The sequence below is a fragment of the Alphaproteobacteria bacterium LSUCC0684 genome (genome assembly GCA_041228335.1).
Lineage (GTDB): Bacteria > Pseudomonadota > Alphaproteobacteria > Puniceispirillales > UBA1172.
Genome location: CP166130.1, coordinates 44,495 through 68,266 on the forward strand (window position 1 = coordinate 44,495; position 23,772 = coordinate 68,266).

The window sequence follows — 23,772 nt, forward strand, 5'->3', positions numbered from 1 at the left end:
TTGATGCGCTTCACCTTTGTTCGAGGTGATCGGGAGGGCGTTATGGCAACACATGGGTATTCATCGGGGCGGCTCAATCTGCCTTTTGTCGGGCTTTGCAGTTTCGGCAAATATCCTGTTCAGATGGACTGGGAGTCGATCGATGCGGATGTTGCCATTCTTGGCGCCCCCTTCGATTTCGGCACCCAGTACCGGCCTGGTGCCCGCTTTGGCCCGAGGGCAATCCGTGAGGCGTCAACACTCTTTTCCTTTGGTCATGCCGGGGCCTATGACCATGAAGACGACATTACCTATCTTGCCGCCGAAACCACCCGGATTGTCGATATTGGCGATGCCGATATCATCCATACCGACACAAAGCAAAGCCACGCCAATATCGAAACTGGCGTCCGTGCCATCCTCAAGGCAGGGGCCTTGCCGGTGGTTCTCGGAGGGGATCATTCGGTGAATATTCCGGCGATCAATGCTTTCAGCGAAGAGAAGCCGTTTCATCTCGTGCAGATTGATGCCCATCTCGATTTTGTCGATGAGCGGCATGGCGTTACCGTCGGGCATGGCAATCCGATGCGGCGGGCCGCGGAAAAGCCCTATGTGACGGGGCTCAGCCAGATCGGGATCAGGAATGTTTCATCCACGGCAAGGGAAGGGTATGAGGATGCCCGCCGCTTCGGCAGCGACATTCTTTCGGTCCGGCAGTTCCGCTCTCTTGGCGTGGCCGCGGTGCTGGAACGGATTCCCGCGGCCAGCAGGTATTACATCACCATTGATATTGATGGATTTGATCCCTCGATCGCCCCCGGGACCGGCACGCCCAGTCATGGCGGCTTCCTCTATTACGAAATTCTTGAACTGCTCGATGGTCTGGCAAGGCGAGGTGATATCATCGGCCTTGATCTGGTCGAAGTGGCGCCGGATTATGACCCCACCGGATCGACTTCAACGCTGGCGGCACAGCTTCTTCTCAATACCATTGGCCGAATACTTCATCATCGATGAAATGCAGGACAAGGCCGAAGTTTCATCATCTGCTGGCCTGTTAATGGATATGAGTGAAATTGGTATTTTGTCTCAAAATGACAGGAATTCAGCGAATTTATGTCGAATTTTGCTAATAAAACCTTGCATCCTGGGCCATTGTTCGTTTTAGTGTGATAACATAATTAATATCGGGGATGGGAATGGCACAGGGAACACCGTTTGTTCGTTATCAGAATGTGCAGAAGAGTTACGATGGCGAAACCCTCGTTGTCAAAAACCTCAATCTTGACATAGAAAAAGGTGAATTTGTCACCATGCTCGGGCCGTCGGGGTCGGGCAAGACCACCTGCCTCATGATGCTGGCCGGATTTGAAACCGCCACCCATGGCGATATCATGATCAACGGCAACCCGATCAACAATATCCCGCCCCACAAGCGTGGCATCGGGATGGTTTTCCAGAATTACGCTCTTTTCCCGCATATGACGGTCAATGAAAACCTTGCATTCCCCCTCAGTGTCCGCAAGTTCGGCAAGGCGGAAACCGAGGATAAAGTGCGCAAAGCGCTCGATATGGTGCAGATGGGTGCTTTTGGTGACCGTCGGCCGGGCCAGCTTTCCGGGGGCCAGCAGCAGCGGGTTGCCCTCGCCCGGGCGCTGGTCTTTGAACCTGAACTCGTGCTCATGGATGAACCTCTTGGCGCGCTCGACAAGCAGTTGCGTGAGCACATGCAGTATGAGATCAAGCATATTCACGAGAATCTGGAGGTGACGGTTGTCTATGTCACCCACGACCAGTCCGAGGCCCTGACCATGTCCAACCGTATCGCGGTTTTCGATGACGGGGTGATCCAGCAGCTTGCGGACCCGGTAACGCTGTATGAACGTCCGGAAAATGCTTTTGTGGCCCAGTTCATCGGGGAGAACAACAAGCTCAATGGAACCGTCTCAAGCGTGACCAGGGGCGTGGCACAGATCGATTTGGGTGAGCATGGCAAGATCAAGGCCACGGCCGTTAATGTTGGCAAGGGTGACCGGACAACGCTCTCAATTCGTCCGGAGCGGATCAGCTTTGGGAAGAAAAAACCGGGCGGCAAGGTGGCCATGCCAGCGAAGATCGAAGAGTTGATCTATCTTGGGGATCATATCCGGTGCCGGATGGACGTTGCCGGCAACAGGGAATTTATTGTCAAAGTGCCCAACGCAAGCCTGAGTGGTGATATCAAGCCCGGCACGTCCGGATTTGTTGCCTGGGATACACAGGATTGCCGGGCCCTGGATTTCACGGGATAAGGCTGAAACGATGTCTGGTGCAGAACAAACAGGCCCATTGCTGACCCAGGACGGTGTTCCGCTCAAAGTCAGCCTCCGCCGGTCCCAGCAGCGCATCAAGATGCGGGCATTTCTTCTGGTTGTGCCGCTCCTTGTCTTTATCATGATTTCGTTCGTGGTGCCGATTGCCAGCCTCTTTACCAGATCCGTGGATGACATGCTGGTCAATGAGGTCCTGCCGCTGACCTTTGAGGAACTGAAAAACTGGGATGGCCAGTCCGTGCCGGATGAGCCGCTCTTTGCGGCGATGTTCCAGGATCTGAAGAACGCGGACAAGATTGATGTCGGCCGTGTTTCAACGCGGATGAACTATGAAAAATCCGGTTGGAAAAGCCTGCTCAAGAAAACTGCCCGGATGATGAAAAAAATCAAGGAGCCGCCCTATAAGGATAAGATGATCGATATCCACGATCGGTGGGGGGATGTTGAATTCTGGCAATCACTGAGCGCCATGAAGGACCCGTATACCCTTGGCTATTACCTGAACGCCGTCGATCTGAAATACGGGTATGAGAAATCCATCGAACAACAGCCCGAAAACCGGCAGGTCTATGTTCTTTTATGGAAGCGGACGCTGCTTGTGTCGCTTCTGGTGACGGTGTTCTGCCTGGTGCTGGGCTACCCGGTGGCGCATCTGCTTGCCACCCTGCCGATCAGCAAATCCAATCTCCTGATGATCTGTGTGCTGATACCGTTCTGGACATCGTTGCTGGTGCGGATTGTATCCTGGATGGTGATGCTTCAGCAGGAAGGGGTCGTCAACGATACGCTGGTTGCCTTGGGTCTGCCTGAAGAGTTGCGCCTGCCGATGATGTATAATTTCACGGGCACACTCATCGTGATGACGCAGATCCTCCTGCCCTTCATGATTCTGCCGATCTACAGCGTGATGAAGACGATACCGCCAAGCTATATGCGGGCGGCCCAGAATCTTGGCGCGACGCCGTCGCTTGCCTTTATTCGCGTATATCTGCCGCAGACGCTTCCAGGTGTTGGTGCAGGTTCGATTCTCGTCTTCATTGTCGCGATCGGGTATTACATCACGCCCGAACTGGTTGGGGGCAAGGATGGCCGGCTGATCGGCAACTTCATCGCTTTTCACATGCAGAATACGCTGAACTGGGGCCTTGCGGCGGCAATGGGGGTTATTCTTCTTTTCGGGATCCTCATCCTCTATTGGCTTTATGACAAGATTGTCGGTATCGACAACATGAAAATGGGGTAACGGCTATGGCGCTTCCCATCTATGCCACAACAGGCCAGAAAATCTGGCACTACACGTACCTTTCGATCTGCGGGCTGGTACTGTTCTTTCTGATCGCCCCGTTGATCGTGGTGATACCGCTCTCCTTCACGAATGGCGTTTTTCTGAGCTTCACGCCGGAAATGCTGGCGCTGGACCCGGATGCCTTTTCGCTCAAATGGTACAAGAACATGCTTGGGTTCTGTGATGACCCAAGCATCAAGACCATGTGTTCCGATAAATGGAAGACAGGGGCCGTTAATTCAGCCTTTATCGCCGTCGCGGCGACGGCGCTTTCCACCAGTCTTGGAACGATGGCGGCAATCGGGCTTTCGCACCCGCTGATGCCGTTCCGTAAAATCCTGATGGCGACGCTGATTTCTCCCCTGATTGTGCCGCTGATCATCACCGCATCCGGCATGTTCCTTTTCTATGCCAAGGTCAATCTGATCGGCACCTATACCGGCCTTATCCTGGCGCATGCGGCGCTCGGCACACCTTTCGTGGTGATCACCGTGACCGCAACCCTGACCGGGTTTGACCAGAACATGACCAAAGCTGCCCAGAGTCTTGGGGCGAATACGTTTGTCACCTTCTTCCGCGTGCAGATGCCTCTTATTCTTCCGGGCGTCATTTCAGGTGGACTGTTCGCCTTTATCACGTCTTTTGACGAAGTGGTGGTCGTGCTGTTCATGGGCGGGCCGGAAACAGTCACCCTGCCGCGGCAGATGTGGTCCGGCATTCGGCAGGAGATCAGCCCGACAATTCTGGCGGCGGCGACCTGTCTTGTGTTGATTTCGATTCTTCTGCTCACCACACTTGAGCTACTTCGTCGCAGAAGCGACAGACTGCGTGGCATCACGCGCTGAATCATGTAATAATCTCTTTAATTTAGGAGATTATATTGGCAACAGGGTACGAAAAGCGGCTTGCTGACAGCCTGGATGCGCTGAGGCGTGAGAACCGATATCGGTACTTCGTTGAAATCGAGCGTATCGCAGGGCGTCATCCTGTGGCCTGCTGGCATGCTCCTGATGGCCCGCGTGATGTGATCATGTGGTGCTCCAACGACTACCTCGGGATGGGGCACAACCCGTTGGTCACCGAAGCAATGGCAGAGGCTGTCCGGTCGCAGGGCGCCGGTGCTGGCGGGACACGCAATATTTCAGGAACAACCCAGCCGCTTGTTGCGCTTGAGCGAGAACTTGCTGACCTGCATGGCAAGGAGCGCGCGCTGCTCTTCACTTCCGGATATGTCGCCAACGAAGCCAGCATTTCAACCCTGGTCAAACTGCTGGGAGACTGCAAGGTCTTTTCTGACGCGATGAATCACGCCTCCATCATCAGCGGTATTCGTAACAGCCGGGCGGATAAGGTGATCTTCAGGCATAATGATATCGCCCATCTCGAAGAGCTGCTTCAGGCCGAGCCGCTGGAACGTCCCAAACTGATCGTGTTTGAGTCGGTCTATTCCATGGATGGCGATACCGGGCACATTGCGGCGATTGTCGCGCTTGCCAAACGCTATAATGCGATCACCTATCTTGATGAAGTCCATGCCGTGGGGATGTATGGGCATCAGGGAGGTGGTGTCGCCGAACGTGAAGGGGTCGCTGGTGAAGTTGATATCATCCAGGGAACGCTGGGCAAGGCCTTTGGCGTCATGGGCGGCTATGTCGCCGCATCGGATGTGATCTGTGATGCGATCCGTTCTTACGGCTCGGGTTTTATCTTCACCACGGCGCTGCCACCCGGTATTGCCGCCGGTGCGCTGGCCTCTGTCCGCTATCTGAGGAAAAATTCAGATGAGCGCAAGCTTCAGAAGGGTCGTGTTGTGCTGCTGAAGCACCTTCTTGAAGGGGCAGGTTTCGATGTTCTGCCAGGCGATACCCATATCGTGCCGGTGATGATCGGTGATCCGGCGCTGTGTCTTGCGATTTCGGCAAGGCTGCTCGAACGTCACGGCATGTATATCCAGCCGATCAATTACCCGACCGTTGCCAAGGGAACGGAACGGCTGCGGATAACTCCGGGCCCGCTTCACAGCGAAGAGATGATCCATGACCTTGTCGAAGCCATGCAGGAGAGTTTCCACGCCTGCCGTCATGGTCGCGGCAAAAGCATCGCCTGATCGCAATTCACCTATCCATGTCTATTCCGGCATGGGCCCTGCAACAAGCATGGGGTCAAGCCGTTTTTCAAAAAGATTGACGCGCCAGTCAAGATGCGCGCCGGTGGATCTGCCGCTTGACCCGACGGTTCCGATGACGTCGCCCTGCTTCACCGCCGTGCCGAGCGGTGCCGATATCGTGTCGAGATGAAGAAAGGTGGATGAAACCCCGTGGCCATGATCAAGGATGATCGTCCATCCGGTGAAATAGAGGTCATCCGCCATGCGGATGACCCCATCCGCTGGCGCCAGGACGGGTGTGCCTTTGCTTGCGGCAATATCAATCCCGTAATGCGGGGCGCGTGGCTCGCCGTTGAGGATACGGCGGGAGCCGTAGACACCGGTAATAATTCCCCGGACCGGCCAGATAAAAGAGGTGGCAAAAGCCGAAATGGGCGTGGCAAAGGCGCGTGCCTTTTTCACCACGTCGCGGTCCCGGGCGATCCGGGCCAGCACATCTGCAGGCGGGGTGACCATTGTCTGCGGCAGTCCGTCTATGCGCTGTTCGATATATTCACGGATAGCCGGGGTGAAGACATGGTTCTCAGCCGTGCCATCGGGGGCGATTTCACGGATCGTGATCGCGTTTTCCTCATCACGGTGAAAGCCGATGACGGCAAACCCGTCCGGGCTGACCATGAGGGGCTCTCCCTCGGCAGTAAGTTGGTAACCCGGATCTGTTTTGAGAAGTATCATTCCGCCCTGTTTTATCTCCCCCCGCACAAGTTCGAGGGCCTGGGCAGGCATGACGCATACCATCGCAATCAGGAACATAAGTAGCCGCGATAAGAAAAAGCATGAGCACCGGCGCATTGTCTTTGCCAAGATATTCAATTTGATCACCATCAACGGATTTAAGTGAAATTCCCTCTAAAAACCTTAAAGGATAGACTTGATAGGCGCAATGAATGGAGTAGACTGAACGCCGTTGATTTCAGCCCACCTTCGAGCCGTGCCATGCCTGATCTTCTCTGGACCCCACGCCCTGATGCGATAGAGCAAACGGAAGTAGCACGTTTCGCGAAGAGCTTTCATGCGGCAACAGGGGTCGACTGGCGACAGGATTACGAAAAACTCTGGCGGGCGTCGGTGGATAAGCCTCAGTCGTTCTGGTCCCATCTCTGGGATTGGCATGGCATTCTGGGAACGAAAGGCGACGTTGTGCTCCGTGATCCGGACCAGATGACCGGCGGGCAGTTCTTCCCTGATGGGATACTGAATTACGCTGAAAACATGCTTGTTCATGCTGATGAACGACCTGCCATCATTGCCCATCGCGAAGAAGGTGGCCGGCGGGTGCTGAGCCGGGCGGAACTGAAAGAAAAGACGCTGGCCCTGGCGGGATGGATGAAGGCCGAAGGCATCGGCCCGGGTGACCGGGTTGCCGCCTATACCCCCAATACGCCGGAAGCCATCATCACCATGCTGGCCGCGGCAAGTATCGGGGCGGTGTTTTCGTCCTGTTCAAGTGATTTCGGCCTCGGCGGGGTGACGGACCGGTTCGGCCAGATCAAGCCTGTCCTGCTGATGGCCGCTGAAGGCTACCGCTATAACGGCAAGGCCATTGACCGCCGCGATATCATCGCTGATCTGACCAAGGCCATCCCGTCCATCCGGTCCGTGCTGATCGTCCCGTTTCTTGAGGATGCACCCGATCTCGGCAGTATCCCGAATGTAACGATGTTCGATGATGCGCTGGCAGCAGACCCGGTCGACGGGTTTCTGCCCATGCCATTCAATCACCCGCTTTATATCATGTACTCATCAGGGACCACCGGGGCGCCGAAATGCATCACCCATGGCGCGGGCGGAACACTGATCCAGCACATAAAGGAGCACCGGCTGCATTGCGATACAAAGGCAGGGGATGTGGTCTTCTATTTCACCACATGTGGGTGGATGATGTGGAACTGGCTGGTCTCCGCTCTTGCGGTTGAAGCGGCGGTGGTGCTCTATGAAGGCAACCCGTTTTTTCCCGGGCCAGAAAGGCTCTGGCAGATGGCTTCCACGGAGAAGATCAACCTCTTCGGGACGTCGGCCAAATATATCGATGCGGTGCGCAAAAGCGGCTACCGCCCCGGGGAGGCGGTGGATCTCAGCCATTTGCGGGTGATCTGCTCAACCGGCTCCCCCCTGACAACCGATGGGTTTGATTTTGTCTACAAGGCCATTCATCCTGAAGTTCAACTGGCCAGCATTTCGGGCGGGACAGACCTTATCTCCTGTTTTGTGCTGGGCTGTCCTGTTCTGCCGGTCCATGCCGGCGAGATACAGGTACGCGGGCTGGGGATGGCCGTGGATATCTGGGATGAAGACGGGAAATCTGTTTCAGGAGTGCAGGGTGAACTGGTGTGCACAAAGCCTTTCCCGTCCATGCCGATCGGTTTCTGGGATGACGCCGATGGTAGCAAATACCGCGCTGCCTATTTTGAACATTTTCCGGGGATCTGGCGGCATGGTGACTGGGCAACCCTGACCGAGCGTGGCGGGATCATCATCCATGGGAGATCTGATGCAACATTGAATCCCGGCGGTGTGCGTATCGGCACGGCTGAAATATATCGCCAGGTTGAATCCTTTGATGAGGTTCTCGAGGCTCTTGTTATCGGCCAGACTATTGAAAGCGATGGCGCGAAGGATGTTCGGGTCGTGCTGTTTGTCCGCATGACCGAGGGCGCTGAACTGACCGATGATCTCAAGGACCGGATCAAGGCGGCAATACGGAAAGGGGCAACCCCTCGACATGTTCCGTCATATATTCTTGAAGTGGCGGATATCCCGCGTACGCGCTCCGGGAAGATTACCGAACTTGCCGTGCGCGATGTGGTCGAGGGACGCGAGGTCAAGAATACCGAAGCTCTTTCCAACCCCGAAGCTCTGGAGAATTTCCGCAATCGTCCGGAACTAAACCAGGCCTGAAACCGGAGAAGATGTCTATGAGTGCAGAAAAAGTTGTTATTATTGGTACCGGCGCGGCTGGTCTTACCGCGGCGATCTATGCGGCCCGCGCCAATCTGAACCCCCTTGTGCTCGCAGGCCTGCAGCCAGGTGGTCAGTTGACGATCACCACCGATGTCGAAAACTATCCCGGTTTTGCCGAGGTGGTGCAGGGGCCGTGGCTGATGCAGCAGATGCAGGCCCAGGCTGAAAATGTCGGCGCCAGGGTGGAATATGATCTTGTTATCGGCATAGATGCATCGGCGCGCCCATTTGTTCTCCATTGCGACAGCGAGACCGAGATCAGGGCGGAAAGCGTGATCATCGCGACGGGCGCCCAGGCGCGCTGGCTCGGGCTTGAAAGCGAGACGACCTTCAATGGAAGGGGTGTGTCGGCCTGCGCTACCTGCGACGGTTTCTTCTACCGGGACAAGAAAGTCGTCGTGGTTGGCGGCGGGAATACCGCCGTCGAAGAAGCGCTTTATCTTGCTAATATCTGCAGTCATGTCACCCTTGTGCATCGGCGTGACAGCCTTCGGGCGGAACAGATCATGCAGGAACGGCTCATGCGGACGGAAAATATCACTGTTCTCTGGAACAGGGTTGTGGAGGAAGTGCTGGGCGATGCAGGCATGGGTGGCGGGGTCACTGGTCTCAAACTCGGTTCAACCGCGGGTGAAGAGGTGATGGAGCTTGCCGCGGACGGCCTGTTTGTTGCTATCGGGCATGATCCGGCCACCACGGCCTTCAAGGGGGTCATCGACATGGATGACGAGGGCTATATCAAGGCTGATCCCGGCAGCACGCGGACCTCGGTTGAAGGGATTTTTGCCGCAGGAGATTGCGTTGACAAGATCTACCGTCAGGCGGTCACTGCTGCGGGCATGGGCTGTATGGCTGCCCTTGACGCGGAACGCTGGCTCGGAATGCAGCACTGATCACGGACGCGCCGGCGCTGCCATGGGCAGGGGCTTCTCCCGGATCAGGATATGCAGGATGAAGGCGGCCAGCCCGGCAATCAGGTTGATGACCCACATGATCTCATAATTGCCGTAGAGATCGTAAAGTCTCCCACCCAGCCAGGCGCCCATGAACGAGCCGAGCTGATGCGAGAGAAAAACAAATCCATAGAGCGTGGCGAGATAACGCGGCCCGAAGAATGTCACAATAAGCCCGCTCGTCAGCGGGATCGTACCAAGCCAGACAAACCCCATCGCCGCGCCAAAGATCAGCGCAGATGTTCCGGAGACCGGCAGGCTGATAAAGACGGCGATGATCAATGTACGGGCCAGATAGATGAGCGCGAGGGGAATTTTCTTGGAGGTGACGCCGCCAATCCAGCCGAAAAACAGGGCCCCGGCAATATTGAAAAGGCCGACCAGCGACAACGCCCAGCTGGCAATCGACGGGTCCACGTTATGATCTCGCAGATAGATCGGCAGGTGAGTTGCAATAAACACAAGATGCAACCCGCAGACAAAAAATCCCATTGTCAGCAGGATATAGTCACGTGAACTGAAGGCGTGCCGGATCGTGCGCCCGATGGTTGCTTCGGCCACCATGGCGGTATTGCTGTCATCGGCGCCGCGCAGGCCGTAGCCGATGGCAATCATCATCGCGGCTATCATTGACATGCTGAGCATGGCGGCCTGCCAGCCGAAATCGAGGATCATGATCTGGGTCAGCGGCACGAGGGCAAACTGGCCAAAAGACCCGAGCGACGTCACAATACCAAGGGCAAGGGGACGACGGGCATCCGAAACCGACCGGCTGACCGCCCCAAGCGCCACGGCCATGCCAGCACTCCCGAGGCCAAGGCCGATCATGAAATTCCCGAGCACAACACCGGCAGGCGTCACAAGTCCTGTCATGATGGCAAGGCCGCCGGCGTAGAGAATTCCCCCTATTGAGGCAACCCGCCAGCCGCCAATCTTGTCCGCAAGCATCCCGAAGAAAGGCGACGACAGCCCCCAGAGCAGGTTCTGGATGGCAATGGCAAAGGAGAAAACCTCGCGCCCGGTCCCCATCTCAAGGCTGACCGGGCCGAGAAAAAGACCCATGGACTGGCGGATGCCAAGGCTGATGGTGACCAGCGCGGATGCACTGAAAAGGATGATAAGCCAGCGATTGTTCATGAAAAAATATCCAGGTTGACAGCTGGATTACTTTAGGCGAGGGGCGCGGGCAGAACAAGCGAAAGGAGTATCAGGGAGCACCTTCGTGAGTTGATATTTTTCAATCCCAAGCCAGGACTCGCTTCACCCCTGGCTGGCCTTGTCACCAATGTCTTTCCGGGCGAAGTGTTTATCCCCCGGGTGACGGTCAAGACGTTTCCTCGGAAAGGTCAATTATATCCAGATCGGCATCATCATCGATATCATCTTGCATGTCGCGTCTGAGCAGGTCATTGCCGCTTATCTCCTCAGCGCAGAGATCTGCGCTATGGGTATCATTGCCTTCAGCATAGAAACGGATGGTGGAAACCTGTTCCCCGCGGTCTCCTGCTTCCACCCTGACCAGAATCTTCTGGCCGGTATCCAGCATGGCAAGACCATTATCCTCGAGTACGCGCGAGTGGATGAAGATATCTTCATCATGGCCGTCGATCATGATGAAACCATACCCTTTGGAATCGTTAAAGAACTTCACGGTGGCGATCTCTTCGTCTTCATCGGGTGTCTCGGCGATGAGTTGCGGCGGAATTGGAGGCCGTTCAATACCAAAGAGGCAGTTCACAATCTGCCCGCGTTCGGTCGTTGTCAGGCTTACCGTAACCAAGTCCTCGTTCTGGAGGCGATACAACCCGAAGGCCAGAAGAGCCGACCGATGGATGAAGACTTCATCACCATCCACTTCTATGAATCCATAGCCGCGGCGTTCGCTGAACCACTTCACCTTTCCCTGAAATCTTTTCGTGCCATCTTCAAAAGAGGTCTTTTTTGCTGACATTACCATCGATTTTCATCTTCCATACGCATTGCGTTTATGTCTTCACGCCCATCCAAGGTAAAACTTCGGCAAGCAAATTTTCACCTTGGATGGTGCGAATCGTATAAAACTAATGGTATTTGAAATATGTTAATAAACACTTAATGATAATCATTATTGTGAAAAATTCTTTGCGGTCTTATGGTTGACCTTGAATTTTCGGGCTTGGGAATCTGCGTATGCTCCTGTTGAGACTATTCTCCGGCATGGCTGGACTTCTTGTCGCTGTTTGGGTAATGGCGGCTGCAGGTCCTGCTTCGGCGGAGCTTGATCAGGCGTTGCTTGACGCGGGGTGGGATGAAATTCTCTTCGATGAGGCCACACCCAACCGGTTTGAAGCCATCATGGAGGATGGCCGGGTCATCGGGCTGAATGTGCTGTCGGACCGTACGGTATCCGTTGCATTTCTCACGCTGGATACAGATATACGACGCAATCCGGTCCTCAGCTGGCAGTGGCGGAGTGATCTTCCGGGCGTTGATACCGATACCACCCGTAAAGGTGGTGACGATCGCACGCTGGCGCTTTACATCGCTTTTCCCTGGCAGAAGAAAGATGCCAGCTTTTCCGAGCAGCTTCAGCGCCCCCTGATTGAAGCGCTCAAGGGCAAGGATACGCCAGGTCGTGTGCTGACCTATGTCTGGGGCGGCGGCGCGGAAGAAGGGGAGCGCTTTGAAAATCCCTATACCGGAAAATACGGAGCGATGATCATCCGTAAACGCCCTTCGGCTGAAACCGGCCGCTGGTATGATGAGGAAGTCGATATTGCCCGGGATTTCGAAGATGCGTTCGGCTTTGCCCCTGCCGATCCGATCTATATTGCCATCGGGGCCGACAGCGATGATACCGGGGTCAGAGTCGAGGCGGCGGCGAGGAACTTTGTCTTCAAGCCGCGTTGATCTGCTCTTTTTTCCTGAAATGAAAGGCTTGTTCTGCAAAGCCAGTGGCCTGAAGAACTGGCCGAAAGACAGGTTCAGTTGCCGCGAATCGTGCGGATGGCGGCATCCACCGCCTTGTCGATGGCCTGACGCCAGCCAGCCAGCTGTCTGGCCTCGGCAGCTTCTGCCGGGAAAGTAATCCCGCGGGATGTATTGACAATCCCGCCTTCCGGCCCTTCCGGCCCTTCAACCAGCCCGGCCAAAGCTTCCTCGCGGCCGCCGCCCTGGGCACCAAAGCCGGGAACGAGAAAAAGGGCCGAAGGTAAAAGGCGCCGCAGGGTAGCGGCCTCTTCGGGCCATGTTGCGCCGGCGACGATACCAAGGCTTGAGAAGCCGGATTTTCCCTCATGAGCTTCGATGAGTGGCCGCAGACCATCTGCAAGATGGTGGAAGACCGGGCGCCCGTCGCGGGCTTCTAGGCCCTGGATATCAGCCGAGCCGGGGTTACTCGTCCGGGTCAGCACGAAAAGCCCTGATGCGGTGCTGTCTGCCACATCGATGAACGGCTTTAATGTATCAAGGCCGAGAAACGGATTAACGGTCAGCGCATCGGAAGGAAAGCCTGCCGCATGGCCGAGCCACCCTTTGGCATAGGCAGCAGAGGTCGAGCCGATATCCCCGCGCTTGGCATCCATGATCACCAGCATCCCCAGTGCCATGGCTTCGCGCGACAGATCAGCAAGAATGGACATGCCCGCCGGGCCAAGGCGCTCAAACATGGCGGCCTGTGGCTTGATCACCGGGACCTTGCCGTGAAGACGGGTCAGTATCTCAAAGCAGAAATCACGCAAGCTTTCGGCGGTGGCCGGGGCGGTGTCGGACATGTCGCCACGTCGAAACAGGGCCGGGATCAGGTCAAGATGCGGGTCGATGCCCGCGCAAAGAGGATTGCCCCGTGCCCGGGTCTGTTCTGTCAGGCGGCTGGCGAAATCCGGCAGGTCTGCCATCATCGCTCTCCTAGAGAATGCCGAGGGCGGAGCGATAGAGTTCAAGGACAGCGTCCTGTTCCATCAGGCTGTCTCTGTCCATTGCGCGGAGCTTGATCACCTGACGCATGATCTTCGGATCAAGACCATGCCCTTTGGCTTCGGCATAGACATCACGGATATCAGCCATAAGCCCCGCCTTTTCCTCTTCGAGACGTTCGATTCGCTCAACATATTGGCGCAGCATTTCCGGGGCTGGTGCCCCTGTTCTCAGGTGTTCTGATGGCGGCATGGATAGATTCCCTGTCAGGTTAATGGTTATGGGACTGCTTGAGCGCTTCCATCTGTTCTGGCGTGGCCTCGGTCTGGTATCTGTCTTTCCATTCCGCGTAGGGCATGCCGTAAATCAGTTCGCGAGCCGTGTCATTATCGATGGATTGGCCTGCTTCCTCGGCGGCTTCCCTGTACCAGCGGGAAAGGCAGTTCCGGCAGAAGCCGGCAAGATTCATCATATCGATATTCTGGACATCGGTCCGTTCCTGGAGGTGTGAAACCAGGCGGCGGAAAGCAGCGGCTTCAAGCTCGGTCCGGGATGATGATTTGTCCATGATCAGTTCCCTCAGATTGGGTGAATTATGCTGTCGTCATCATAACGCCAACCCCTGGCGCTTCAAGATAGTATAAAGACCTATAATGATTTTTGCCTTGCCTAAGTTTTTTGCTTTACTTAAAATCGGCATATGTTCCAGTTGCCTGAACTGGTTCACCACCCACGCAGCGCAGGAACAATTCCATGGCGAGCCCGGAAAATTCCATCACCGACTGGCAGGCAAGAGCATATGAGAGTGCAAGCCGTTTTGAACGGATCCGGCGCGCCCACCAGAGCGAGGTGGCGGAAGACTACGTTGAGATGATCGCGGATCTGATTGCGGAAACCGGGGAAGCACGCGCCGTTGATCTGGCCGCGCGCTTCGGCGTTACGGCACCGACGGTGAACGCCACCATTCAGCGACTGGCGAGGGAAGGGCTGGTGATAACGCAACCTTACCGGTCTATCTTTCTCACCGATGCTGGTCGCGAACTTGCCGATCGTTGCGCCAAAAGACATGCAATTGTCCGGGATTTTCTGATTGCCATCGGGGTTGACCCCGAAACGGCCGAAGCCGATGCCGAAGGGCTTGAGCACCATGTGAGCCATGAGACACTGGATGCTTTCAGGAATGTTATCAAAAAAGGTGTGAAGGCCTAGTGTTCTCCTGATTCAACTGCTGGGTGGAAATAGAGCACCCGCTCACGTCGCTGGCTGATTTCGATGCTTGACTGACTTGGGGCCTGATCAATACGCAGCGCGGGATTGTCCGCTGTGCTGGTTTCATTTACAAGAATGACCTTGCGCCCTTGGGTGGGCGTCCAGGGATGGCGATGCTCATAATGGTTGTCGGGAACACCATTGACGTCGATCAACTCGACGGGAATATGTTGATCACGCAGCCCCCAGAAGAGTTTTGCGGCAACGCCGCGCCGCTCGGTGACAATGGCTTCGGCTGGCCATTGCTCAAGAACCTTTTGAAGATCGGTGACATGCGTATCCCAGCCCCGGAGACGTCGTAACGGATCAGATGCCGGGGTCAGGGGGCCAAGGCTTCCGGCCATGACCGCCGCCAGCAGAATACCGCAGAGGATGAAATTGACGCCGATGGCGGCCTGGCCGAAGGCCCGGCTCCAACCCCGCCAGTTTCCCGACAGCCATCCGGAGGTGAGGATAATGGCGCCGGGCCAGGATGCCAGCGCCCAATTGGCGTTCGCATCAGAAATGAATGCCTGAACGGTGATTGTCGCAAGGGCGGGAATGCTCAGCGCAATCCAGAAGCGTGAAAGCTTGCTGCCATTTGTGCTGATCAGGGAAAACACCCAGCATAACATCATCAGCGGGCCGATAACCCCGGCCTGCGATAGAAGAAAATTTACGGCACGGAGGAAGGAATATTCGCCCCCATCAAGATTGGCGTTATGACCGAGATGCCCGACGGTGACAAATCCATGGTTGAGATTCCAGATAAGATTTGGGCTGAGGCTGACCATCATCCCGGCAAGGAACAACAGGACATGCCGGGGGTTTGTGGTGCGATCCAGCCTGCCCTGCCAGCACCACCAGAGGACAAGGCCGATGGGCAGGTAGATTGCCGCGTATTTGGACATCATGGCAAGGCCGCCAAAAATCCCGGCTAGAGCCGCCTCAATCCAGCTGACCCGTTCTCCCCTTGCGAGTGGCGTCAGGACCAGAATCATCGCCAGCAGGAAAAGCAGCATCGGGCTGTCGGTGGACATGACGACACTGCCGATAGCGCTTGCGGGGAGGCTGATCCAGATCAGGGCGGCAAGTTTTCCGGCCAGCGCATCATAGGCCCGGGCGGCAATACGCCAGATCAGCAGGGCCGAGATCAGTTGCAGGAAGGGGGCAGCCATCCGGACACCAAATTCGGTATTCCCGGCAATTGCTGTCGTCAGCCCGATCCACCAGGCAATCATCGGCGGTTTGGAAAAATACCCGCCATCCGGCGTCTGACTCCAGAGCCAGTACTGGGCTTCTTCCACATCAAGGCCAAGGGGCGTGATAGCAATCGCGATCAGCCGGAGCGCCGTCATCACCAGCAATACTGTTGCAACCGCCTTGTTCCCACCCATGGCAGAAAGAACCCTCTTTAAACCAGCTCTGGTTTATCCCGTTCCACCTTGCCAGCAAATCCCCGCCTCTGCAAGAAAGCGGCGTGAGAAACAGAGCAATTCCGGCCAGCCCTTCTGCCAGGATGCCCCGGCCTTTGCCTTGCCATGGATAGAGGTTATCGGGTATGAATATCTAACGGATAGATACTCTCATGCCAGAAGATTATTCACAACACCCGAAGGCAACATACGAAGATTGGGAACGCCTGGCGGAGGCAACGCTAAGTGGTGTGTCTCTGTCCAGTCTTGAAAAGAGTACAGAAGACGGCATTCCACTTTACGCTCTCTACACAAGCCGGCATCAAACCCGAAACGGAGGCGCGCCTGTCGCCGTGCCGCGGGAATGGATGATCGCCCAGCGGATAGAACCTCAGGCCAGTGAAAAGGCGCTGAATGCCGCCATGCTGGACGAGCTTGCTGGCGGCGCCCAGCGTATAGAATTTCCTTCCGACATGGATATCTCCCTTCTGCCCGGGGCGCTCCGGGATGTGCTGGTCGGGGCCGTGTCGTTTTCAATCGAACCTGGCCCGGATACCGGCGCGGCGACGGCGGCCATATGCTCGGCATATGCGGAGGCCGGGGTTGATCCAAAGGACGCCAATGCGTCTCTTGGCGCGGATCCATGGGCGATGCTGGCCTCAGGGATTATGGATAAAACCGAGGCCGGGGAGGCGCTCAAATCAACACTGAACTGGATGAAGGAGGCTGGCGCGGGCTTGCCTTGTATCCGTCCTTTTGCGGTTGCGGGGGATCTCTATCATCAGCTTGGGCTTACCGCGGCAGGTGAACTGGCGGCGGTGTTGGCCGGGACAGTCGCAATCCTGCGGGCAGGTGAAGATCAAGGTGGCAGCCTTGATGAGCTTTTCCGGCGGATGGAATTCCGGCTGGCGGCGGAACCTGATATCTATCTGACGATTGCCAAGACCCGCGCGTTGCGGCAGGGTCTTCGGCAGGTGGCGGAAGCTTGCGGCATTTCTGATCCGGGTCTCGGGGAACGTGTCCATGGGATAACTTCCGCGCGGCACCTCACCACGGTTGATGCTGACACCAATATCCTTAGGAATGGCACCGCCATGCTCGGGCTTGTGCTTGGGGGTGCTGGCATAATTACCTGCCTTGCCCATGACTGGCTGACCGGAAGCAGCGCCAGAGGGCGCAGGCTGGCACGCAACAGCCACCATCTGATGCGTGATGAAGCGCGGCTGGGCCAGATCGCAGACCCGGCCGCGGGAGCCTATTTCCTTGACCGGTTTACCATGGAACTGGGTGCGAAAGCCTGGGCACTCTTCCAGGAGATTGAGGGCGAGGGCGGTCTTGCCGAAAGCCTTGTCCGGGGCAAGATCGACCGATGGGCTGAAGAAGCCTCATCCCGCCGCCAGCAAGAGGTCAATTCCGGCAAGTCATCTCTTCTCGGCGTTACCTTGCATCCGGTCATGGGCGCATCCTCGGCACAGGTTCTCGCAACATCGTTTGGCCCGCGCGGGGGTGCCTGCCGACCTTCAGGTCCATGGGAGGAACTGCGCGCAAGAACAGAGGGTAAAGGGTTGCGGGTTCTCTTGCTTGATCTCGGCGAATCCAGGGGGGCCGGGGCAACATCTCGCTGGTTCCAGGCAATCGGGATCAATGCAACTGCCATGAAGACCAGCGCTGATGAGGCGATCAAGATCATTACGGCGGCCAGCCCTGATCTCATCGTCACGGATGGTGTTGACGCCGCGATCGCACGTCAGATCAGCGGCATGGCCGTACCACCACGTCATCTTGAGGCAGGTGCGTTTAAAGGTGATGTACTGGCGCTGCTTGAAAAAACACTCGGGGGCAAGAGATGAGCCGTATTCCTGATTTCAGCCATCACGAATTTCAACGCATGCTCCATCCTGCCAGCGCCGATGGCACGACCATGATTTCACCCGAAGGGATTGCCATCCCGCCGGTCTATCCGGTTGATCCGTCGGCGGAGGATATTTCGGGCATGCCGGGAATGGCACCATTTATCCGCGGCCCATACCCGACCATGTACGCAACGCGCCCCTGGACGATCCGGCAATATGCCGGCTTTTCGACCGCCGCGGAATCCAATGCCTTTTACCGCCGCAATCTTGCGGCCGGGCAGATGGGGCTTTCGGTTGCGTTTGATCTGGCGACACACCGGGGCTATGACAGCGACAACCCAAGGGTTGCCGGTGATGTAGGCATGGCCGGGGTGGCGATCGATTCCATTCTTGACATGCGTCAGTTGTTCCAGGGGATTCCGCTCGATCGGATGAGTGTCTCGATGACAATGAACGGTGCGGTTCTGCCGGTGATGGCGCTCTATGTGGTGGCCGCCGAAGAACAGGGCGTGTTGCCGGCAAAACTCACCGGGACCATCCAGAATGATATCCTGAAAGAATTCATGGTGCGCAATACCTATATCTATCCACCGCGCCCATCGCTCAGGATTGTTTCTGATATCTTTGCCTATACCGCAAGAGAAATGCCGAAATTCAATTCCATTTCGATTTCGGGCTATCACATGCAGGAAGCCGGCGCGACGGCAGATCTCGAACTTGCCTACACGCTGGCCGACGGGGTTGAATATATAAGGACCGGGCTTGCGGCAGGACTTGATGCCGAGCGGTTTGTGCCGCGGCTGTCGTTTTTCTTTGCCATCGGCATGCCGTATCTGATTGAGGTCGCCAAACTCAGGGCGGCACGACTGCTCTGGTCGAAACTTCTTGGCAAGCATTTCGGTTTCACCAACCCCAAGGCGCTGATGCTCCGCACCCATTGCCAGACCTCGGGATGGTCACTGGCGGCACAGGATGTCTATAACAACGTGGTGCGAACCCTGATCGAGGCGAGTGCGGCGGTTGGTGGACAGACGCAGTCCCTGCATACCAACGCCCTTGATGAGGCACTTGGTCTGCCAACAGATTTTTCCGCCCGTATCGCCCGCAATACCCAGTTGCATCTGGCAGGTGAGGCCAATGCCCGCCATGTCATTGACCCATGGGGAGGCAGTGCTGCCATTGAAACGCTGACCCGGGATCTCGTGGCTCGTGCCGAGGAGCATATTGCTGAAATTGACGCGCTGGGCGGTATGGCAAAGGCCATTGATGCAGGGCTGCCCAAGCAACGTATCGAGGAGGCCGCCACCCGGACTCAGGCACATATCGACAGCGGCAGGCAGAAGATCATCGGGGTGAATATCTTCCCGCCGGATCTCAAGGACGGGGAAGAAGAGGTGGAGATCCTGCGCATCAACAACGCCGATGTGCTCGCCCAGCAGAAGGCCAAGCTTAACCGCCTGAAAAAAGAGCGCGATGGCCAGCTGGTTGAAACGCGGTTGAGCGGGATTTCAGATGCGGCCATGGGCCAGCGCAATCTGCTTGAAGCGGCAATCGACGCTGCCCGCGCCGGAGCAACGGTTGGCGAAATGTCCGATGCCATGGAGCGGGTATTCAATCGTCACGTGGCTGAAATCAGAGGCGTGCGCGGCGTCTGGAAAAAGGAAATGGCAGGGCTGGATGAGCTTGAACTCCTGGCCGAACGGATCACTGCCTTTACCGAAACCGAAGGCCGTGCCCCGCGCATTCTGATTGCCAAACTCGGGCAGGATGGCCATGACCGCGGCCAGAAAGTTGTGGCCTCTGCCTTTGCCGATGCCGGATTTGACGTGGTGACGGGCCCGCTCTTCCAGACACCTGAAGAGGCGGCTGATCTTGCCATGGAACAAGAGGTTGATGTCATCGGTCTGTCTTCACTTGCTGCCGGTCACCTGACGCAGGTTCCCGAACTGAAGGAGGCACTCAAGGCTCGCGGGGCCGAAGACATATATGTGGTGGTCGGCGGCATCATTCCCCCGGGAGATGTGGCCGTGCTGGAAACCCATGGCGTGGCCGCGGTTTTCCCGGCAGGGACGATGATCGGGGCGGCGGCCCTTGAATTGATGGATATCCTTGGCAAACGACGTAATGTTGCCTAGATAAGAGTTAGGCAAGGCCAGGGGTTACATCACATGAATGCATCAGATCATGCCGCCGAAATTGTGGATGAGTTCAGTTTCTTTGATGACTGGGAGGATCGCTACCAGCATCTGATTGATCTGGGGCGGCGGCTGCCACCACTAGAGGACAGGCACAAGATTGAAGAAAACCGCCTTCGCGGCTGCCAGTCGGTGGTGCATTTCAAGGCAGAATACGATGCCCCTGTTCTCCTCTTTCATGCGGGGAGTGATGCGGCGATCGTCCAGGGGTTGATCGCCTTGATGCTGCGCGTCTATTCCGGGCAGAAACCGGAGGATATCCTCGCAACCCAGCCTGATTTTCTTCATCAGATCGGGCTGGATGAGCATCTTTCCCCTACCCGAAAGAACGGGCTGGCTTCGCTGGTGACGGCGATTATGGATGCGGCCCGCCGCCAGCTTGCCTGAACCGGCTATTCGAGGGAGCGTTCCGCCCGCGGGGTCCGGCCATAGGTTTCACGGTAGCATTTCGAGAAATGCGAGGCGGAAACAAATCCGCAGGCCAGCGCCACCGACAGGATCGACATGCTGGTCTGCCGCAACAGATGCCGTGCCCGCGCAATGCGGAGATTGAGATAGTACCGGGTTGGCGTGGTATTGAGATACTTTCGGAACAGGCGTTCAAGCTGCCGGGTGGAAAGCGCTGTCCGGCTGGCAATCTCCGTCTGGGGCAGAGGGTCCTCGAGATTGGATTCCATTTCCGCCACCACCGCCAGAAGTTTCGGGTGACTGATGCCGAGACGTGATCTCAATTCCATCCGCTGGCGATCATGGGAATCTCTTATCCGGTCATGGATGAACTGCTCTGATACCTGGGTTGCGAGTTTGGATCCATGGGCCTGGGCAATCAGATGAAGCATCATATCAAGCGAGGCGGTACCACCTGAGCAGGTGACCCGATCGCCATCGATTTCAAAGAGGTCCGAACTGACGTCAATATCGGGAAATTCCTCGATAAGTCCATCATGGTTTTCCCAGTGGATGGTGCAGCGCCGGCCATCCAGCAGGCCTGCCACCGCCAGAAGATAGGTGCCCGTGCAGATTGCCCCAACGGCCGCGCCGCGACGTTCAACGAGCCTGAGGGCGTTGATCACCTCCTTGCGGGCATGTTTCTGGACATCAAGGCCGCCGCAGGCAAAAACCATCCGGCAACTCGAAAGATCTTCCAGATTGCCATTGGCTGTCACTTCAACCTTGTTGCTGGCCATGACGGGCATGCCATCCTCGGAGGCAATCACCCATTCATAGAGCTGCTTTTCGCTCATCCGGTTGGCGGAGCGCAAAGGCTCGATCGCCGAGGCAAAGGCAAGCATGGAAAAATTCGGCACAAGAAGAAAGCCGACGCGGAAAACCTGGCTGTCATCACCTGAAGACAAGAGAGTTCGGATACGGTTTTCGTCCATAGGCAGCGTTTACCTTAATTTCGACTTCACGATAAACCAGATTTAACGAATATATCCAGCAAAATGTCACTCGAAATGACGCGATTTAATCAGGTTATGTCGTATAATGGCCATGCGAGGAGCGGCGGAAATATGATGTCCGCTGGTTTTTCGCTGACCGATAGGGTAATTCCAACAGGGTAATTCCAACAGGGAATGATCGTTCAATTGAGGAAGATATGCGCCAGATCTCCAGCCTGACAAATCCTGCCATCAAGGCCCTGCGCGGCCTTCATGAACGCAAGCATCGCCGCCGTTCCGGGCTGTTTCTGGCCGAAGGGGTGCGGATTGTCACCGAGGCACTGGAACAGGGCTGGTCTCCACAAACCCTTGTTCTGGTCGAGGGGCGCGAGGAGGAGCCGCATATCCGACGGTTGCTGGAGCAGGCCGAAGCCGCCGGGGCGGATTGTCTTGCCGTATCGGAGGCAATCATGGCCAAGATCAGCCGCAAGGACAATCCGCAGATGGTGCTGGCCAGTTTTATGGAACGCTGGCAGACGCCGGAAGATGTTTTTGCAACTCCTTCGGGCTGCTGGGTTGTGCTGGACAGGGTGCGTGATCCGGGAAATCTGGGAACGATCCTGCGAACAGCGGATGCCGTGGGCGCGTCTGGCGTGATACTCGTCGGCGATTGCGTTGATGCGTTTTCAGTGGAATCTGTCCGGGCCAGCATGGGAGCGGTCTTCAATGTCGATCTTGTCCGGATGGCCGAAGATGCGTTTGTCACCGCGGCGAAAGATACTTCGTTCAATATTCTCGGCACGGCCCTGCCGGCATCGGTCGATTATCGTGAAGCGCCATGGTCGGCGCCTTTGCTTCTCCTGATGGGAAATGAGCAGGCAGGGTTAAGCCCGGGGATGATGGCGGCGGCGCGCCAACTTGTCCGTATGCCCATGCTGGGGCGGTCGGATTCGCTCAATCTGGCGGTGGCAACCGGTCTCTGTCTTTATGAATTCCTCAGGGCTGGTGATGGTCCGGGTGCGGCGCCCAGCGGGCAAAAATAGCCTGCCCGATCCGGAAGGCCCGGGGGGATGTCTCCCGGACAGCAAGTTCACCTGAAGAAACCTGCCCTGCGCGCATGCCAAAGACATGATCCATCACGTGATGCAGGCTGAGAAAACTGCTGCGGATCGCATAGGATGTGAGCACCGCAAAGATCGCCTCATCGCTCAAGATCGAATGGATATCAGCCAGCAATGGAGCGATATCTTCCTCCATGCGCCAGATTTCCCCCTTGGCGCCGCGGCCATATTTGGGGGGGTCGAGAACAACCCCGTCATATTTACGGTCGCGGCGGGCTTCGCGGCGCACAAACTGGCGGGCATCATCGGTGATGTAACGGACCGGGGCGGTGGTCATGGCGGCGAGGTCCCGGTTCTCGAATGCCTGGGTGATCGCTTTTTTTGAGGAATCCACATGGGTGACCTCGGCCCCGGCCTGGGCGGCATGCAGGCTTGCAATGCCGGTATAACCAAAAAGATTGAGCACTTTCGGCGAACGGCCATGGCGCTGCCGGAACGCGGTGATGTGATCGGCGCACCAGCGCCAATGGGCCGACTGTTCGGGGAAAAACCCGAGATGACGGAACGGGGTTGGCATGGCATGAAAACAGATACCATCATAGGAAACAGACCATGTTGCCGGCAGCGATGGTGACAGTTTCCATTTCCCGGCATCACTGTCGTCGCGGTCGCGGCCAGCGGCGCTGGAGATAAATTCCCCGTCGGCAGACTGCCACGCATCCGGTGAAAGGGACGGCGCCCAGATCGCCTGGGCTTCGGGGCGGATGAACCGGTAAGGGCCAACCTGCTCAAGCTTGCGGCCATCTCCGCTGTCGAGAAGGGCGTAATCCTTCCAGTCTTCGGCCTCAAGAATAAGGGCATTGTCAGAAAAAGATTGAGGCATGAGAATCTTCTATCGTCTTGGCAGCGTTGATCCGGGTTTCATCAAGGGGCATCTGCCCCGCGCGGGAAATGTGGCGGCAGCATGTGAAATTGATGGGCATCACGCGCCGCCCGGCACCCCCGTGTACGATCATACTGGCAGAGACGAAAAAAAGCACCACCTTATAAATAAGGTGGTGCAGTTG

Annotated in this window: 22 protein-coding genes; 13 read left to right on the forward strand and 9 right to left on the reverse strand. The window is 56.7% G+C overall.

Annotated features, from left to right (window positions below; translation table 11 throughout):
* Nucleotides 1–42 precede the first annotated feature (42 nt).
* The 5 genes from speB (at nt 43) to hemA (ending at nt 5,683) form a co-directional block, all read left to right on the forward strand.
* Nucleotides 43–996 carry an agmatinase gene (gene speB / locus AB8880_00190; GenBank protein ID XDZ65848.1) on the forward strand — a complete coding sequence of 318 codons (954 nt, stop codon included), beginning with the start codon at nt 43–45 and terminating at the stop codon, nt 994–996.
* A gap of 182 nt (nt 997–1,178) precedes the next feature.
* Nucleotides 1,179–2,270, forward strand: a complete 1,092-nt coding sequence (locus AB8880_00195) for an ABC transporter ATP-binding protein (GenBank protein ID XDZ65849.1) — start codon at nt 1,179–1,181, stop codon at nt 2,268–2,270.
* Between the two features lie 10 nt (nt 2,271–2,280).
* On the forward strand, nt 2,281–3,534 hold the full coding sequence (locus AB8880_00200; protein ID XDZ65850.1) for an ABC transporter permease: 1,254 nt from the start codon (nt 2,281–2,283) through the stop codon (nt 3,532–3,534).
* A 5-nt stretch (nt 3,535–3,539) separates the two neighbouring features.
* Nucleotides 3,540–4,421 (forward strand): ABC transporter permease, encoded by an 882-nt coding sequence (locus tag AB8880_00205; GenBank protein XDZ65851.1) that lies wholly within the window; start codon nt 3,540–3,542, stop codon nt 4,419–4,421.
* A gap of 35 nt (nt 4,422–4,456) precedes the next feature.
* Entirely contained in the window at nt 4,457–5,683 is a 1,227-nt protein-coding gene (gene hemA / locus AB8880_00210) for a 5-aminolevulinate synthase (protein XDZ65852.1), read from the forward strand.
* A 21-nt stretch (nt 5,684–5,704) separates the two neighbouring features.
* On the opposite strand, the gene AB8880_00215 is transcribed toward hemA, so the two are convergent.
* Nucleotides 5,705–6,469, reverse strand: coding sequence for a M23 family metallopeptidase (locus tag AB8880_00215; GenBank protein XDZ65853.1), 765 nt, complete (start codon nt 6,467–6,469; stop codon nt 5,705–5,707).
* Nucleotides 6,470–6,679: 210 nt separating this feature from the next.
* Here AB8880_00215 and AB8880_00220 point away from each other — a divergent pair, with 210 nt between their 5' ends.
* On the forward strand, nt 6,680–8,641 hold the full coding sequence (locus AB8880_00220) for an acetoacetate--CoA ligase (GenBank protein ID XDZ65854.1): 1,962 nt from the start codon (nt 6,680–6,682) through the stop codon (nt 8,639–8,641).
* 11 nt (nt 8,642–8,652) lie between these two features.
* On the forward strand, nt 8,653–9,597 hold the full coding sequence (gene trxB / locus AB8880_00225; GenBank protein XDZ65855.1) for a thioredoxin-disulfide reductase: 945 nt from the start codon (nt 8,653–8,655) through the stop codon (nt 9,595–9,597).
* On the opposite strand, the gene AB8880_00230 is transcribed toward trxB, so the two are convergent.
* Nucleotides 9,598–10,794 carry an MFS transporter gene (locus AB8880_00230; protein XDZ65856.1) on the reverse strand — a complete coding sequence of 399 codons (1,197 nt, stop codon included), beginning with the start codon at nt 10,792–10,794 and terminating at the stop codon, nt 9,598–9,600.
* A 187-nt stretch (nt 10,795–10,981) separates the two neighbouring features.
* A complete protein-coding gene (locus tag AB8880_00235) occupies nt 10,982–11,608 on the reverse strand; it encodes a cold-shock protein (GenBank protein ID XDZ65857.1) in 627 nt (208 codons plus the stop codon).
* 245 nt (nt 11,609–11,853) lie between these two features.
* Here AB8880_00235 and AB8880_00240 point away from each other — a divergent pair, with 245 nt between their 5' ends.
* On the forward strand, nt 11,854–12,546 hold the full coding sequence (locus AB8880_00240; protein XDZ65858.1) for a DUF3047 domain-containing protein: 693 nt from the start codon (nt 11,854–11,856) through the stop codon (nt 12,544–12,546).
* A 74-nt stretch (nt 12,547–12,620) separates the two neighbouring features.
* Here the strand turns inward: AB8880_00240 and pyrF are convergent, their stop codons facing one another.
* The 3 genes from pyrF to AB8880_00255 are packed head-to-tail and all read right to left on the reverse strand — an operon-like array spanning nt 12,621 to nt 14,119.
* Nucleotides 12,621–13,535, reverse strand: coding sequence for an orotidine-5'-phosphate decarboxylase (pyrF, locus tag AB8880_00245; GenBank protein ID XDZ65859.1), 915 nt, complete (start codon nt 13,533–13,535; stop codon nt 12,621–12,623).
* Between the two features lie 7 nt (nt 13,536–13,542).
* The gene (locus tag AB8880_00250; GenBank protein ID XDZ65860.1) at nt 13,543–13,803 is read right to left on the reverse strand and encodes a DUF2312 domain-containing protein; all 261 of its coding nucleotides are present in this window, start codon (nt 13,801–13,803) and stop codon (nt 13,543–13,545) included.
* Between the two features lie 19 nt (nt 13,804–13,822).
* The gene (locus AB8880_00255; protein ID XDZ65861.1) at nt 13,823–14,119 is read right to left on the reverse strand and encodes a DUF1244 domain-containing protein; all 297 of its coding nucleotides are present in this window, start codon (nt 14,117–14,119) and stop codon (nt 13,823–13,825) included.
* Between the two features lie 185 nt (nt 14,120–14,304).
* On the opposite strand from AB8880_00255, the gene mntR reads away from it, so the two are divergent.
* On the forward strand, nt 14,305–14,760 hold the full coding sequence (gene mntR / locus AB8880_00260; GenBank protein ID XDZ65862.1) for a manganese-binding transcriptional regulator MntR: 456 nt from the start codon (nt 14,305–14,307) through the stop codon (nt 14,758–14,760).
* On the opposite strand, the gene AB8880_00265 is transcribed toward mntR, so the two are convergent.
* Nucleotides 14,757–16,196, reverse strand: a complete 1,440-nt coding sequence (locus tag AB8880_00265; GenBank protein ID XDZ65863.1) for an ArnT family glycosyltransferase — start codon at nt 16,194–16,196, stop codon at nt 14,757–14,759. The genes mntR and AB8880_00265 overlap by 4 nt on opposite strands.
* A gap of 191 nt (nt 16,197–16,387) precedes the next feature.
* Between AB8880_00265 and AB8880_00270 the strand changes: the two genes are divergently transcribed.
* Genes AB8880_00270 through AB8880_00280 form a run of 3 tightly spaced genes read left to right on the forward strand, consistent with a single transcriptional unit; the run spans nt 16,388 to nt 20,649 of the window.
* Nucleotides 16,388–18,064 (forward strand): methylmalonyl-CoA mutase family protein, encoded by a 1,677-nt coding sequence (locus AB8880_00270; protein ID XDZ65864.1) that lies wholly within the window; start codon nt 16,388–16,390, stop codon nt 18,062–18,064.
* Nucleotides 18,065–18,102: 38 nt separating this feature from the next.
* Complete coding sequence (gene scpA / locus AB8880_00275; GenBank protein XDZ67080.1) at nt 18,103–20,202, forward strand: methylmalonyl-CoA mutase; 2,100 nt, start codon at nt 18,103–18,105, stop codon at nt 20,200–20,202.
* Nucleotides 20,203–20,235: 33 nt separating this feature from the next.
* On the forward strand, nt 20,236–20,649 hold the full coding sequence (locus AB8880_00280) for a SufE family protein (protein ID XDZ65865.1): 414 nt from the start codon (nt 20,236–20,238) through the stop codon (nt 20,647–20,649).
* Between the two features lie 5 nt (nt 20,650–20,654).
* Here the strand turns inward: AB8880_00280 and AB8880_00285 are convergent, their stop codons facing one another.
* Nucleotides 20,655–21,644 (reverse strand): GlxA family transcriptional regulator, encoded by a 990-nt coding sequence (locus AB8880_00285; protein XDZ65866.1) that lies wholly within the window; start codon nt 21,642–21,644, stop codon nt 20,655–20,657.
* A 218-nt stretch (nt 21,645–21,862) separates the two neighbouring features.
* Between AB8880_00285 and AB8880_00290 the strand changes: the two genes are divergently transcribed.
* Nucleotides 21,863–22,687: a TrmH family RNA methyltransferase gene (locus tag AB8880_00290; GenBank protein ID XDZ65867.1), complete on the forward strand. Its 825-nt coding sequence runs from the start codon at nt 21,863–21,865 to the stop codon at nt 22,685–22,687.
* On the opposite strand, the gene AB8880_00295 is transcribed toward AB8880_00290, so the two are convergent.
* Nucleotides 22,641–23,588, reverse strand: a complete 948-nt coding sequence (locus AB8880_00295; protein XDZ65868.1) for a class I SAM-dependent methyltransferase — start codon at nt 23,586–23,588, stop codon at nt 22,641–22,643. The two genes, AB8880_00290 and AB8880_00295, sit on opposite strands and share 47 nt — an antisense overlap.
* Nucleotides 23,589–23,772 lie beyond the last annotated feature (184 nt).